The following is a 14,338-nucleotide window of genomic DNA, read 5'->3' as shown; positions in this document are numbered from 1 at the left end:
TTTTGCGTTAAAATCCTAAAATTGCTTTAATAACAGACGTTGTTTCACCTGGTTCAAATAGTATATATAACAACATGTATACCATTACACCTGTGACTGCTACAAAAAACCAAATAATACTAGTAATTGGTCCAATGCGTTTGTGAAGCTTAATGTTCATTTTTAACCCTGAAATAATACTAACAATCCCAAACACTGCCCCAGTAGTTGCTAAAGTAATGTGGAAAATTAGAAAGAATGTATAATAAGGTTTTAAATCCTCACCGCCACCAAACGCTGTATTACCAATAAAGATCGTACGTGAAGCATAGATGATAAAGAAGCAAAGTGCAGCAACACCAGCAGCTAACATAACTTTTTTATGCGCTTCTACTTTTCCCTTTATAATTAAGCCCCAACCAATTGCTACAAGTACTGCACTTATCACGATAAATGATGTACTTATAGTAGGCAAAATTTGCAATTCCATTCACAAAACCCCTTATACAATATAAATTTCTTATTAAAGCTGATGTTGTTCTCTTTCCCATTTCTGTTGGTGTGCTTTTAATGCATCGGCAGTAATTTTATCAGGATCTTTTTGCTCAGAACGATACCATTTTGTAAAGATAGCCCCGATTAATACACCAAAAATAATTTCTTGCAATATTTTCATAAGCACTCCACCAAGTTGCTGATCCGCCACAGGCTTCATATCTGTAAATAGCTCTGGTCCAGATAATGACAAGCTAGATAAAGTGGAGGCCGGCACACATAACTCCATTGCCTTTAACCACGCTTCACCACTCGTATACGTTTCATACATCGCATTCGGTGCGAAAATAATTAATGCACACGCAGGTGTAATTAAAACCGCATTGGCAATAATGTAAGCCAATTTATGCAAAGGTTTCATTTCAGAGCTATTTGGCATTTTTTGAATTAAAGGCCAGTACATTAACACAGCAGAAACAAATAATACAAAAGTATATGTACCATGTAACGTCTCGTTTAATTTAATGTAGTCTAAAACTGACGGTAAATGATAGAAAGAAAATAGACCAATAAAAACAAATATCGCAACCACTGGTAATGTTAACACTTTAAATAATGATTTGACAACTGGCGCTTCAATCGCAACTTTCCATACCCACCATGGAATACCCTTAATAAGGAAAATTGGTACAAGTAATAAAAGAATAGCCATTTGCACCATATGCATCGTAAACATGATATGAGCCATAACATCTATTGGAGAGCCTTTTATAATATAAATCGTAATCATTGCCAATACGAAATAAATCGCTTCACCTTTTTTCAGCGGCTCACTGACTTTAAAATCTTTACGCCATTTCGTTGTCACTAAAAAATAGATTGCTGTTATAAAAACGAGAACCCCTATTAAATACGGGCTCCATAAAGCTTGGAAACCAAATATACTAAGTGGCATACTATTAGCGCTCCTTTACCTTATTTCAGCATACATTGCTAACACCTAAAGTGTAATGCACGCTAAAACATTCTACTTATTTTGGAAACAAACTTCTACAAACAAAGTTAAGCCTCTGGCACATGTCCTAGATTTAAAAAGCAGACACTATAAATAAAGACCTATTTATACCGAGACGTAATCAAAACTTCAGTACTCCCATTATAAAACGCTTACAGCTATACTGCAATGAACGAACGGTGAACAATTTACAAGCGATCAATTTCTGTTTATAAACGAAAAAAGCACGTCTCTGCAAATTGCAGAGAACATGCTCATTTTTGGTGATTACCACCAAATAATTGTTAAAAATGCTAAGAAGAACGTAAATGCGATTAATATTCCCATCCACATAAAGAATGCAATCACACCACCGAAGTGTGTTTTTTTGTCTTCTAAGTGCATGAAAGCATAAAGTTGTAGGACAACTTGAACGCTTGCAAGCAATAGTACAAATGGCGCTATAAAGTATTTAGAAAAACCAGCTGCAACAACAGCGAATGCGATAAATGTTAAGAAAATCATAATCGCAAAGTTGATTACTTGTTTACGCATATGAACGGCATTATGATGACGATCATATTCAAATTGAGCTTGAGACTTAGCAACTACAGGTGTATCATGTGATGACATATTATCCGATCACTCCCATCAAGTATACTGCTGTAAAGATAAATACCCAAACTACGTCAATAAAGTGCCAGTATAAGGCAGCCACGAAGAACTTAGGTGCATTATACAAGTTAAGACCACGTTTAGCGTTACGGATAAGTAAAGTTGTAATCCAAACTAACCCTAAAGATACGTGGAAACCGTGTGTACCTACTAGCGTATAGAACGCAGTTGCGAATGCAGATTGGTCAAATGTGAAACCAAGATGCACATAGTGTTGGAACTCATAAATTTCTAGGGCAAGGAAGCCAAGACCTAAAAGTAAAGTGATTGCTAACCAAGTTTGCATACCTTTGTAATTAAAATTACGCATATGGTAAATTGCATAAACTGAAGTTAGTGAAGATGTTAATAATAACATCGTCATAGCAAATGCTAACGGTAATTCAAATAAACCTTGTGTTGTGAACTCCATGCCAGCTGGCCCTTTGTTCTTAAGTGCTAAATAAGTAGCAAATAAACTTGCGAAAAGTACAACTTCACAGGCAAGGAAAATCCAGAATCCAACGATTTTATTTTTACCTTCCATCGTTGCTTGTTCAGGATGGTCTGGCCAAGTATGAGGAGTAAATTTAGTATTGTAATCCATTATTTATTTCCTCCTTTACCGTAAAGTTGTTCTTCAATTTCAAGAATGTCTTCTTTGTGTAGGTGGAAACCGTGATCGTCTTTAACAGAACGGACAATCATTGCACCAAATGTAATAGCAAGACCGATAATTAACACATAAATTGACCATGATTTATCAGCATCTGCATTATAAAGAGCACCGAATGCTGCGATAAATAAACCTAAAGAAATAACGAATGGAATTGCAGAGTTGTTTGGCATATGAATATCACCAATTGGCTCAGCAAATGTTACTTCTTTATTTCCTTCTTGCTTTTCAATCCACCATGGATCTAGACCACGAACAAGTGGTGTTTGACGGAAGTTGTAGAATGGAATTGGTTGTGGAATTGACCATTCTAAAGTACGACCGTCGCCCCATGGATCGCGACCTGCTGGTTTACCTTTGATAGACATTAAGCAGTTGATTACCATTAAGATAACCCCTACGCCCATCATCAATGCACCGATTGTAGAAATATAGTTGAACTGATCCCAACCTTGACCTTCCATGTAAGTGAATACGCGACGTGGCATACCCATTAAACCTAAGAAGTGTTGCACGAAGAATGTTAAATGGAATCCGATAAAGAATACCCAGAAAGTCAATTTACCAAGCGCTTCGTTTAACATACGGTTGAAGAAAATTGGCCAGTAGAAGTGCGCTGAACCGAATAAAGCCGTAACGATACCACCAACGATTACGTAGTGGAAGTGAGCAACGATAAAGTAAGAATCGTGTAATTGGTAGTCAAGTGGAGCAGATGCTTGCATTACCCCAGTAACACCACCCGCAACGAATGACGGGATGAAACCAAGTGCATATAGCATTGGTGTCGTAACTTTAATAGATCCGCCCCAAATAGTTAAGATCCAGTTGAATACTTTCATACCTGTTGGAACGGCGATTGCCATTGTTGCAACAGCGAAGATTGCGTTCGCAGTTGGCCCAAGACCAGTTGTGAACATGTGGTGAGCCCAAACCATGAAGCCTAGGAAACCAATTAAAATTGTTGCGAATACCATTGAAGAGTATCCGAATAGACGCTTACGAGAGAATGCTGGGATAATTTCCGAGAATAAACCGAAAGCTGGTAATACTAAAATATATACTTCTGGATGTCCGAAGATCCAGAATAAGTGTTCCCAAATTACTGTGTTACCACCCATTGTATGGTCAAAGAAGTTACCACCGAACATACGGTCAACTAACATCATTAATAAACCAATTGTTAATGGAGGGAATGCGAATAAGATTAATGCACTTGCTACTAATGTAGTCCAAGTGAATAATGGCATACGCATAAATGTCATACCTGGAGCACGCATTGTAATAATCGTAACGATAAAGTTAAGACCTGAAATTAACGTACCTGCCCCTGAAATTTGTAAACCAAGTACATAGAAGTCAATACCATGACCTGGAGAATATAAAGATAATGATGCATAAGATGTCCAGCCCGCATCAGGAGCGCCACCCATAAAGAATGACAGGTGAAGGAATACAGCACCTAGGAAGAACAACCAGAACCCTAACGAGTTAAGGAACGGGAATGCAACGTCACGTGCACCAATTTGTAATGGTACAAGCATGTTCATAAATGCGAATAGTAATGGAGTCGCAGCAAGGAATAACATTGTTGTTCCGTGCATCGTTAATAATTCATTGAAAAAACCAGCTGACACGAAATCGTTATTTGGTTTCATTAACTGAATACGCATTAATAACGCTTCAAAACCAGCGATAGCGAAGAACAACGTACCGGCTAATAAATACATTACAGCTAACTTTTTATGGTCAACAGTTGTAATGTAATCCCAGACAGCTGCTCCAAAGCCCTTTTTCTGTGTATATGAGCTCACAACTTTTACCTCCCTCAAAGTTTGTTACATAAACAAAAATTATTTCTCTACTGATAAGCCCATGATGTAAGTTGCAAGAGCTTGAATTTCTTCATCAGTTAAATCACCATAAACTGGTGCAGTACCTTCAGGATTCATCATTAAGTTACCTGGTTTGAATTCTCCTGGATTTTTAATCCATGCTTTTAAGCTTTCTTCATTATGGTCTAAGAAACCTGCAACTCGGTTACGGTCACCGAATGTAGTTAAGTTAGGACCAACGCCACCAGTACCGCCTACGCCAGATACAGCGTGACAAGCTAAACAGCTGTTAGCAAATGTTGCTTCACCTAAATCAGTTGAATCTTTAGAAGCAGTTTGTCCTTCAGTTGCTTTCATGTTTGCTACCCAAGCATCGAATGCTTCTGGGCTAACTGTTTTTACTTTAAAGTCCATTAGTGCGTGTGAAGGGCCACATAGCTCAGCACATTTACCATAGAATACGCCATCTTTAAGATCTGCTGATTCTTTATCAAATACTAAGTAGAATTTGTTTAAGTTTTCTACGTTCGTATCCATTTTACCGCCAATCGCGGGAATCCAGAATGAGTGCTTAACATCAGCAGCTTTTAAGTTAAAGTAAACTTTTTGACCTGTTGGTACAACTAATTCTTGAGCTGTTACAATCCCTTGGTTAGGATATTCGAACTCCCACCAGTATAATTTTGCAGTTACGTTTACTGTTAGAGCCGTTTTGTTACCTGCTTCATCTACTTCGTCCATTGCAGCAACATCTGCAAATTTATAAGTAGCTGTAACAACCGGTACAGATAAGATTAATAATAAAATAATAGGAATAACTGTCCAAATTACTTCAAGTGTGTGACTACCTTCTACTTGCTTAGGAATAACATTTTCGCCTACTTTTGAACGGCGGAACTTTAAGAATGCAAGTAAATAGATAACAGATACTACAACTATAACTAACGTCATAATTCCAGTAGCCAACAATAATAGGTTGAATTGTTCTTTACCTACTTGACCAGATGGTTTCAGTGCAGAAATATAATCTTCACCACAACCTGAAAGGAAAACCATCATCACTGCTAGAAGTGAAAAAAGACGCCACTTTTTAAGCCCTTTCATCATAGCTTAATTAAACCCCTCTTTCTTTGTTGTATTTTCATGTGTACCTAGGACATTGGTTCTGTCTATATGAATTCTTGTGAAAGAAAGAATCCCTAAATTTAGCTGAACACCGCAAATATTATAATTGCCACAAATAAGATCGTCATATGATTCAATGAGTAAATAAACATTTTATTTGCCCATTTCATATCATCTTTTGTGGTAAAGCCCTTTAAAGCTAGTATTAACCAGCCTAAGTTCAAAGTAGTCGCAAGCACTAAAAATCCAATTCCAAGCTCAGGTAATAGGAACGGTAACGGGAATAATAAAAGAATCCAGAAAAACATTGAGTACTTCGTTCGTTTAAAACCTTTCACTACTGGTAGCATTGGAATATTAGCTGCACGATATTCTTCAGTACGTTTCATAGCAAGCGCATAAAAATGCGGTGGTTGCCATGCAAACATAATAAGAAAGAGAGCAAGTGCTCCTGGGCCGAGTGCAGGTTCAACAGCTGCAAATCCAATTACAGGTGGAATCGCCCCCGAAATACTTCCGACTATCGTGTTACTAACATGCTTTCTTTTTGACCACATTGAATACAGAACAACATAAGCGAATATTCCTACTAGTCCCCACATGCCGGCTGCAAATGATGCCGTAAATAACAAAATTTCACCTACAATTAAAAATGAGAGGGCAATGGTCAATACAAAATTCGGCTTAAATCTACCTGTAACTGTCGGTCTTGACTTCGTTCGTTTCATAATGGGATCAATATCTCGGTCAATGAAATTATTCATTGCACCAGAACCGCCAATAATTAATGCCGCACCCAGCATGATACAAACGATGACATTAAGCTCTTGCAAGAAATGTCTACCAGTAAACTGAAATGCCAGCCACATCCCTGTAAACGTTGTGACAAGATTCGAGTTAACGATTCCAATTTTTATCAGAGCTAAGAAATCTTTTACAACAGATGTTGATTCTGGATCAGTGTTTCTAGTAGCCGATAACGTACGACCGTTTGACATGTTACCTCTCCTTTCATTTTTGTAAGCATATTCCGCTAACAATAACTATAGCGAAATTTGCGATTGATTTCTAGACGTTTAGTGAAATTTAGATGAAGTTGTAAAAATTAGCTTTGTCTAGAAATATAATTAAAAACAACATATCTATAGTAAAACATTTTCTAAAATGAATTGTGAAGGTTAAAGTACGAAATTATGAACAATTTGTGAAATGGAATCGACATCTATTACTCCCTTCTCTTTACAAGTTGTATTTTAATTGTATTTTAGATATCATCTAGTAGCAGAAACATTACTTTCATGTAATATTGATAGATAAAGTAGGTGACTCATTTTATGCAACATAACAGGTATATGAAGTGGTTTGCTGTTGCCGCTACACTGGGAATGCTCCTTATTTTACTTGGCGGGGCACTTGTTACAAAAACAGATAGTGGCTTGGGCTGTGGTCGAAACTGGCCAGATTGTAATGGTTCTCTTATCCCAAAAGAAATTACAACAGAAGTATTAATTGAATTCTCTCATCGTCTTGTTACAGGAGTCGTATCCATCTCAATTCTCGTTCTAACAATTTGGACATGGCGGAAACTTGGTCATATTCGTGAAGTAAAATTTTTAGGTTTTTTATCGATGTTCTTCTTAATTGCACAGGCACTTATTGGAGCAGCTCAAGTATTATGGGGACAAGGAGACTTCATTCTAGCTCTGCATTTTGGAATCTCGCTTATTTCTTTTGCAGCCGTTCTTCTTCTTTCTATGATTGTATTTGAAGTTGATCGAAAGTTTGATGCAGATAACGTATTTATTGGGAAAAAGCTACGTTGGCATACAATTGCTGTCACAATTTATTCTTATTTAGTCGTTTATACAGGGGCACTTGTTCGACATACAGATTCTAGTTTAGTATGTCCTGACTGGCCATTTTGCTACAATGAAACACCTTTTGCTCAACCAAACAATATGTACGAATGGGTTCAAATGGGACATCGACTGGCAGCTATCATTATTTTCATTTGGATTACATACATAACTTGGCACGCTATAAAAGAATACAAACAACAACGTGTTATTTATTATGGCTGGATTACTGCTTTCATCATCGTTATTCTACAAGTTTTAGCAGGTATGTTAGTAGTCCTTACTAGATTGAATTTAACAGTAGCTTTATTACACTCATTGTTCATTTCACTTTTATTCGGCCTTCTTTGTTACATGATTATGCTCGTAGCACGTAGCAATTATAATGAAAAAAATAAATAACATTCGAAAAGGATTCGACACGTTGCTGTCGAATCTTTTTTATTTTCCATCACATCCTTCCTCCTGACCTCAAAATAATGCGTGCCTTTAATTTTTGCGAAGAAACAACTGAATTATATTATTTTTTTGATGTCTTCGTAGTTAAAGAATAGGCCACCTTCAGCAATAAAAGGGTAGACAATTGCAACCTATTTGTGGCTAAGTCAGTGCAATGGCTAAAGACGCTGAATGTCTAGAAAGAAAGTGGGCTTTAATGCTCTTTTCAAACCATCTGTTATGAAAATGGATTTATAACATGCCTTAAGCACTTTCTACTATTAAGAAAAAAGGTTATTAGTGCGCTACAATAGCTACTAATAACCTTTTTTTATCGTTAATTATTCAATTTCAATTAATAAATCACCTGTTGAAATGGCATCTCCTGCACTTGCGTATACCTCTTTCACTATACCATCCTTTGGTGCCTGTACAGTTGTTTCCATTTTCATGGCTTCGGTAATTAACAAGTGGTCACCACGTTTGACAGGGCTGCCTTTAGATACAACGACTTTTAATACAGTCCCTGGCATTGTTGCCCCAATTTGGTTCGGATTGCTTGGGTCTGCCTTGAGAGCTATGCTGCCATCCACTTCTACCGTCATATCTTGAATGACAAGCTCGCGCGATTGACCATTTAATTCAAAGTAAATAACACGTGTACCATCATGCTGTGGTTCACCAATCGATACCAGTTTAATAATTAACGTTTTGCCTTTTTCGATTTCTACTTCAATTTCTTCGCCTAGCTTTAAGCCATATAAAAACGTTGGCGTATCTAGCACTGAAATATTACCGAAGGACTCTAGCGTTTTCGCATACTCTTCAAATACTTTCGGGTAAAGTGCATAAGCGAGTATATCTTTCTTCGTAACAGGACGATTTAATTTATCCGCCAATACTTCCTCTAGCTGTTCAAAGTTAACAGGCTCTAACAGTTCACCTGGTCGAACAGTAATTGGTTCACGCTCTTTCAATACCACTTTCTGAAGTTCCGCTGGGAAGCCCCCATGTGGTTGCCCTAAATAACCTTGGAAAAATTCAATAACGGAATCAGGGAAATCAATCGTTCTCCCTCTCGTTATAACGGTTTCTTCATTTAATTCGTTTTGCACCATAAATAATGCCATATCACCGACTACTTTAGATGACGGTGTCACTTTCACAATGTCTCCAAATAATAGGTTGACACGTGAATACATGCGTTTTACTTCATCCCAGCGATCGCCTAATCCTACAGCCTTTGCTTGTTGTTGTAAGTTGCTGTATTGACCACCCGGCATCTCATGGACGTAAATTTCAGAATGAGGGCTAATCATGCCACTTTCGAAATCTTTATAGTATTTACGCACATCTTCCCAGTAATAAGAAAGCTTTTCAAGCGATTCAATCTCTGCACGAATTTCACGTTTACTACCTTTCATCGCATAATATAAAGAGTTAGCACTTGGCTGTGATGTTAAACCTGCCATTGCACCGAGTGCAGTATCTAAAATATCTACCCCTGCCTCGATTGCTTTTGCATATAAATAAATCCCATTGCCACTTGTATCATGCGTGTGCAAATGAATTGGTAGGCTTGTCGCCTCTTTAAGCTCCGATATTAAGCGGTAAGCAGCTTCCGGCTTTAACAACCCAGCCATATCCTTAATCGCTAAAATATGGGCTCCTGACGCCTCTAGCGACTTCGCCATATCTTTGTAATACTGCACGGAGTATTTTGCACGTCCGTCATCTAAAATATCACCTGTGTAGCAAATCGCAGCCTCTGCAATTTTCCCTGCATCTCTTGCTGCATCAATGGCAACTTCCATTCCTTTAATCCAGTTTAAACTATCGAAAATACGGAAGACATCAATACCCGATGCAGCCGACTCAGCAATAAACGCACGAATTAAATTATCGGGATAGTTCGTGTAGCCTACAGCATTCGCCCCACGCAATAGCATTTGGAACAGCACATTCGGTATTTGCTCACGTAGCTTAGCTAAGCGTTCCCATGGATCTTCCTTTAAAAAACGATACGCTACATCAAACGTTGCGCCACCCCACATTTCTAACGAGAAGAAATTATGCATCATACGTGCTGTTTCATCTGCAATTTGATACATATCTTGTGAACGCACACGCGTAGCTAATAAGGATTGATGTGCATCACGGAACGTTGTATCTGTTAATAACACATCATCTTGTTGTAAAATCCACTGCACTAAACCGTTTGCACCTTGCTCATCTAAAATTTGCTTTGTACCCGATAACGGCCGCCCATTCAAATCCACAAGTGGCTTAATAGGCTGTGAGAAAATTGGCTTGGCCTTGTTTTCCACCCCTGGGAAACCATTTAGCGTCACATTACCGATATAACTTAACAGCTTTGTCCCGCGGTCTTGTCGCACAGGGAAATTGAATAATTCAGGCGTTGTATCAATAAAGCTCGTGTCAAACGAACCTTCTAAGAAATTTTTATGCGTTACTACATTATTTAAAAATGGAATATTCGTTTTTACCCCGCGAATACGGAATTCTTTTAAGTTACGGTCCATTTTCGCAGCCGCTTCTTTAAAAGTCATACCTGATGTTGAAATTTTCACAAGCAATGAATCATAATACGGTGTAACAACGGCACCTTGGAATCCGTTCCCTGCATCTAAACGAACGCCAAAGCCACCACTTGAACGATATACCATTAACTTCCCTGTATCTGGCATAAAATCATTCGCTGGATCTTCAGTTGTTACACGTGCTTGAATCGCATAACCAATCATCGGAATATTCGCTTGTTCCGGTATGTGTATTTCTTCGCTATGCAAGCTGTAGCCTGCCGCTACCTTAATTTGCGCATGTACGATATCAATGCCTGTAATCATTTCCGTAATTGTATGCTCTACTTGAATTCGAGGGTTTACCTCGATGAAATAAAAGTCATCACCCGCAACTAAAAATTCAACTGTCCCTGCATTTATGTACGAGACATTTTTCATTATTTGAACTGCTGCATCACAAATTCTATTTCTTAAATTTTCTGAAATTGAATTCGATGGCGCAATCTCTACAACCTTTTGATGGCGACGTTGAATCGAACAATCACGCTCATATAAATGCACAATATTGCCCATTTTATCGCCTATAATTTGAACTTCAATATGTTTTGGGTGAAGTATGCATTTTTCTACATACACTTCATCAGACCCAAAGGCTGCTTTTGCCTCTGATTTGGCACGTTCATAAGCAGATGCTACATCATCCTTTGTTTGCACGACACGCATGCCGCGCCCACCGCCACCTAAAGAAGCTTTAATCATAAGCGGGTATCCGTATTGTTCACCAAAAGCTTGTACTTCTTCTACTGAAGCAACTGGACCATCAGTACCCGGAATAACAGGAATATCTGCGTTAATAGCTTGTTCACGCGCTTTTACCTTATCGCCAAACATATCTAAATGTTGTGAAGTAGGACCAATAAATAAAATGCCCTCTTCCTCACAACGACGTGCAAATTCCACGTTTTCTGATAAAAAACCATACCCTGGATGAATCGCATCAACGCCTGCATCCTTAGCGATTGCAATGATGCCTTCAATATCTAAATACGCATCGATTGGTTTCTTGCCTGACCCTACTAAATAAGCCTCATCCGCTTTAAAGCGATGGAATGCTCCACTATCCTCACGTGAATAAATAGCGACTGTGTGAATGTTGAGCTCCGTACACGCACGGAAAATTCGAATTGCAATTTCTCCCCGATTGGCTACAAGGATTTTGTTGATTGATTCCATAGGTATCCCCCTTATGTTTGTGATTTCCTTCTTTCTACCTTTTCGAACATGGAAACATTAATCAATATCCCCATAGCTAAAGATAGCAAAATTATAGATGTCCCGCCGTAACTAATGAAAGGCAGCGTGACACCGGTTAACGGGATTAACCCGGTTACACCCCCAAGATTAATAAACGATTGCCAGGCAATCCAGCTCGCAATCCCAGCAGCAATCATACGTGCTAGTGGATCTTTTGTTCGCAATGCAATGGAAAAACCTTTATATACAATAAATCCTAAACCACCTAAGACGATTAGAACTCCCCAAACGCCAAGTTCCTCCATTACAATCGCCATTATAAAATCGGTTTGTGGCTCAGGCAAATAACCTAATTTTTGAATAGATTGACCGAGTCCTCTACCTTCTAGACCACCACCGCCAATTGCATAATAACTATTGACAACTTGGTGACCTACTCCATTTTCAAATTCAAATGGATTAAAATAAGACTCGATACGTCCTTTACGGTTCCCTTTTAATAATTCACCTTTAAATAGCCAGAGCATGCCTAGAATAGCTGTACCAAATGCACCTAACACACCAAAAAACTTCCAAAATGTTTTAAAAGGAATACCACTTGCTGCGACCACAGATACAGCGATACCACATAAAATAATAACTGCCCCTAAATCTGTTTCAAAGGCTACACCAGCTACAACAAGTATCCAAAGGAAAATTGGATAAAAAATCTCTGTCGGCTGAAGCTTTTCAAATGTATACTTTTGAGATTTCCGATAAAATGCTGCTGCAAAATATAAAATTATAAATAGTTTCGCATATTCGGAAGGCTGGAAATTCCCCAATCCTGGTACACTAATCCAACTTTGAGAGCCTACTTCCTCTGCCCCATTACCAGCTACTTTTACCCAAGTAAAAAGCACAATTAACACAATCGTCAGTAACAACATAATATTCTTATTTGCATAATGCTTATAAGGGAAAAATGCTGCGGCCACAAATCCTAAAGACGCGACTGCTAAGTTAGTAAGTTGTTTTCGATAAAAATAATCAGGTGCTTGTTCTTTGTGGACGATTGCCACCATCATACTTGAGCTATAAATCATTACTAAGCCAAATAAACTTAACAACAAAACCGTAAAAAATAATGGGTAATCAAAATTTTGAGCATATCGTTTTAAGTATTGTTTCATTGGAAAACCTCGTTCTAGAAAAAAAACTCAAATCGCAAGCAGCGTTTGAGTTTTTTCTTTTTATTTGTCTGTATACGCGTCATGTAGTACAGAAAGTTCCTTCTCGAGTGAATCGAGAATGGCCTTGCCTTTTTCGCGTTCAATAAGTCCAAGCTTCACAGCAAAGTCAATTTCACGTGAAAGGCCGAACATTTGTGTATCTAATACTTCTTCATATAAAGGGCATTGTGGCATCGTTAAATGATCCATTTGTACTCGAATGAGGCGAGCAATTTTATCTGCATCAGCAACTAAAAGCTCCAAAGCCTTCTCTTGAAAGGAAGTTTGTGATTTCGTATCCATGAGGACGCCCCCATTATCTGATATTTCTTCGATTCTATCTTAATAAAGTTTATCTTTTAGTCGCTAAAAATGCAAGTGTCTTCGTCGGAAAATAAACAATCCGAATTATATTTCTTTATTATCTCCTTGCATTAGCGTTATACTAATTCATGGATATACAAGATTTGAGGAGGATTTCTATTATGGAAACAATTATTCCTATTAAGGGTGCAGTTTCGTATCAACTAACATTAGATCCCACGGTTTGGATTTTTGACGATCGTAAATTAGACTTAAATACGTACTTCCAGGCAAGTGCAGTAGAGGAAGATGCGGATACAAAATATATGCGCGAAGTCGGTGCTCACTGGTCACGCGAAATTATGGAAGGTGCTACTTTCCCACCAACATTAAAATCAGAACGAAAATTCGACCGCAAAGGGATGGAAACGGGCACTTTCGGTATCGAATTAAGTCACTTCTTGAAAAATGCTGAAGTTAAACCCGAAGCGACAACAATCGTCATTGAATGCAAAAACGGGGAAGAACATGCATTTACAATTGAACAAGCACAGACATTAATTTTTAAATACAGTCAGGATGGCAAACCTTTAACCGAAGATGGACCCGTTCATGTATTATTTGGAGACGGCTCCAATGTAGACAGCCCTATTAAAAATGTGTTAGCCATTCGTGCGGAATAGGGAGGGAATGCGATGCGCGTAAAATGTGTCATTTGCGATACTATTAACCAGTTAGACGATGATTTACCGTTAGCAAAAAAACTGCGTAATCGTCCGATTCATACGTATATGTGCGACACATGCCATGATCGAATTAAGGAAAATACGGTGGCACGTATTGAAACGGGAAATTTCCGCTTTTATCGCACCTCACCACAAATGGACAAAGAATTTTAAGTGCCAGGCACTCATACAATTTAAAAAGCGCTCGCTCTAGCAGATTTAACAGTACAAAACGCAAAACCCTATTCAT

At 38.2% G+C, this 14,338-nt stretch carries 13 protein-coding genes; 3 read left to right on the top strand and 10 right to left on the bottom strand.

Translation table 11 applies throughout. From position 1 onward, the window contains the following. Positions 1 to 7: 7 nt before the first annotated feature. The 7 genes from I5435_RS04130 to cyoE all read right to left on the bottom strand — a co-directional run bounded on the left by I5435_RS04130 (position 8) and on the right by cyoE (position 6,756). Entirely contained in the window at positions 8 to 469 is a 462-nt protein-coding gene (locus I5435_RS04130) for a DUF420 domain-containing protein (RefSeq protein ID WP_024362171.1), read from the bottom strand. A gap of 33 nt (positions 470 to 502) precedes the next feature. Continuing rightward, entirely contained in the window at positions 503 to 1,429 is a 927-nt protein-coding gene (gene ctaG / locus I5435_RS04125) for a cytochrome c oxidase assembly factor CtaG (protein ID WP_025218742.1), read from the bottom strand. Between the two features lie 327 nt (positions 1,430 to 1,756). Next, entirely contained in the window at positions 1,757 to 2,101 is a 345-nt protein-coding gene (locus tag I5435_RS04120; RefSeq protein WP_024362173.1) for a cytochrome C oxidase subunit IV family protein, read from the bottom strand. A 1-nt stretch (position 2,102) separates the two neighbouring features. Beyond that, positions 2,103 to 2,729: a cytochrome c oxidase subunit 3 gene (locus I5435_RS04115; protein ID WP_024362174.1), complete on the bottom strand. Its 627-nt coding sequence runs from the start codon at positions 2,727 to 2,729 to the stop codon at positions 2,103 to 2,105. Next, positions 2,729 to 4,612, bottom strand: coding sequence for a cytochrome c oxidase subunit I (ctaD, locus tag I5435_RS04110; RefSeq protein WP_024362175.1), 1,884 nt, complete (start codon positions 4,610 to 4,612; stop codon positions 2,729 to 2,731). Before ctaD ends, I5435_RS04115 begins: the two co-directional genes overlap by 1 nt. A gap of 39 nt (positions 4,613 to 4,651) precedes the next feature. Next, positions 4,652 to 5,740, bottom strand: a complete 1,089-nt coding sequence (gene coxB / locus I5435_RS04105) for a cytochrome c oxidase subunit II (protein ID WP_024362176.1) — start codon at positions 5,738 to 5,740, stop codon at positions 4,652 to 4,654. 98 nt (positions 5,741 to 5,838) lie between these two features. Next, positions 5,839 to 6,756, bottom strand: a complete 918-nt coding sequence (cyoE, locus tag I5435_RS04100; RefSeq protein ID WP_024362177.1) for a heme o synthase — start codon at positions 6,754 to 6,756, stop codon at positions 5,839 to 5,841. 336 nt (positions 6,757 to 7,092) lie between these two features. On the opposite strand from cyoE, the gene I5435_RS04095 reads away from it, so the two are divergent. After that, on the top strand, positions 7,093 to 8,016 hold the full coding sequence (locus I5435_RS04095; protein WP_024362178.1) for a COX15/CtaA family protein: 924 nt from the start codon (positions 7,093 to 7,095) through the stop codon (positions 8,014 to 8,016). 377 nt (positions 8,017 to 8,393) lie between these two features. Here I5435_RS04095 and pyc read toward each other — a convergent pair whose 3' ends face one another. The 3 genes from pyc to I5435_RS04080 are packed head-to-tail and all read right to left on the bottom strand — an operon-like array spanning position 8,394 to position 13,363. Then, the gene (pyc, locus tag I5435_RS04090; RefSeq protein ID WP_025218741.1) at positions 8,394 to 11,828 is read right to left on the bottom strand and encodes a pyruvate carboxylase; all 3,435 of its coding nucleotides are present in this window, start codon (positions 11,826 to 11,828) and stop codon (positions 8,394 to 8,396) included. Between the two features lie 11 nt (positions 11,829 to 11,839). Continuing rightward, a complete protein-coding gene (locus I5435_RS04085; protein WP_025218740.1) occupies positions 11,840 to 13,021 on the bottom strand; it encodes an FtsW/RodA/SpoVE family cell cycle protein in 1,182 nt (393 codons plus the stop codon). A gap of 60 nt (positions 13,022 to 13,081) precedes the next feature. Next, positions 13,082 to 13,363, bottom strand: a complete 282-nt coding sequence (locus I5435_RS04080) for an Fpa/YlaN family protein (RefSeq protein ID WP_024362181.1) — start codon at positions 13,361 to 13,363, stop codon at positions 13,082 to 13,084. A gap of 182 nt (positions 13,364 to 13,545) precedes the next feature. On the opposite strand from I5435_RS04080, the gene I5435_RS04075 reads away from it, so the two are divergent. Continuing rightward, the gene (locus tag I5435_RS04075; protein WP_025218739.1) at positions 13,546 to 14,046 is read left to right on the top strand and encodes a hypothetical protein; all 501 of its coding nucleotides are present in this window, start codon (positions 13,546 to 13,548) and stop codon (positions 14,044 to 14,046) included. 12 nt (positions 14,047 to 14,058) lie between these two features. Beyond that, positions 14,059 to 14,262: a YlaI family protein gene (locus tag I5435_RS04070; protein WP_024362183.1), complete on the top strand. Its 204-nt coding sequence runs from the start codon at positions 14,059 to 14,061 to the stop codon at positions 14,260 to 14,262. Positions 14,263 to 14,338: the final 76 nt, after the last annotated feature.

The organism is Lysinibacillus sp. C5.1, from assembly GCF_016350185.1.
GTDB lineage: Bacteria > Bacillota > Bacilli > Bacillales_A > Planococcaceae > Lysinibacillus > Lysinibacillus sphaericus.
The sequence above is the reverse complement of the archived record's forward strand: the minus strand, read 5'-3'. Positions and strand labels throughout refer to the sequence as shown.

Coding starts and splice junctions, on each gene's coding strand:
- I5435_RS04130 (WP_024362171.1), bottom strand. CDS start 469: ATGGAATTGCAAATTTTGCCTACTATAAGTACATCATTTATCGTGATA.
- ctaG (WP_025218742.1), bottom strand. CDS start 1,429: ATGCCACTTAGTATATTTGGTTTCCAAGCTTTATGGAGCCCGTATTTA.
- I5435_RS04120 (WP_024362173.1), bottom strand. CDS start 2,101: ATGTCATCACATGATACACCTGTAGTTGCTAAGTCTCAAGCTCAATTT.
- I5435_RS04115 (WP_024362174.1), bottom strand. CDS start 2,729: ATGGATTACAATACTAAATTTACTCCTCATACTTGGCCAGACCATCCT.
- coxB (WP_024362176.1), bottom strand. CDS start 5,740: ATGATGAAAGGGCTTAAAAAGTGGCGTCTTTTTTCACTTCTAGCAGTG.
- cyoE (WP_024362177.1), bottom strand. CDS start 6,756: ATGTCAAACGGTCGTACGTTATCGGCTACTAGAAACACTGATCCAGAA.
- I5435_RS04095 (WP_024362178.1), top strand. CDS start 7,093: ATGCAACATAACAGGTATATGAAGTGGTTTGCTGTTGCCGCTACACTG.
- pyc (WP_025218741.1), bottom strand. CDS start 11,828: ATGGAATCAATCAACAAAATCCTTGTAGCCAATCGGGGAGAAATTGCA.
- I5435_RS04085 (WP_025218740.1), bottom strand. CDS start 13,021: ATGAAACAATACTTAAAACGATATGCTCAAAATTTTGATTACCCATTA.
- I5435_RS04080 (WP_024362181.1), bottom strand. CDS start 13,363: ATGGATACGAAATCACAAACTTCCTTTCAAGAGAAGGCTTTGGAGCTT.
- I5435_RS04075 (WP_025218739.1), top strand. CDS start 13,546: ATGGAAACAATTATTCCTATTAAGGGTGCAGTTTCGTATCAACTAACA.
- I5435_RS04070 (WP_024362183.1), top strand. CDS start 14,059: ATGCGCGTAAAATGTGTCATTTGCGATACTATTAACCAGTTAGACGAT.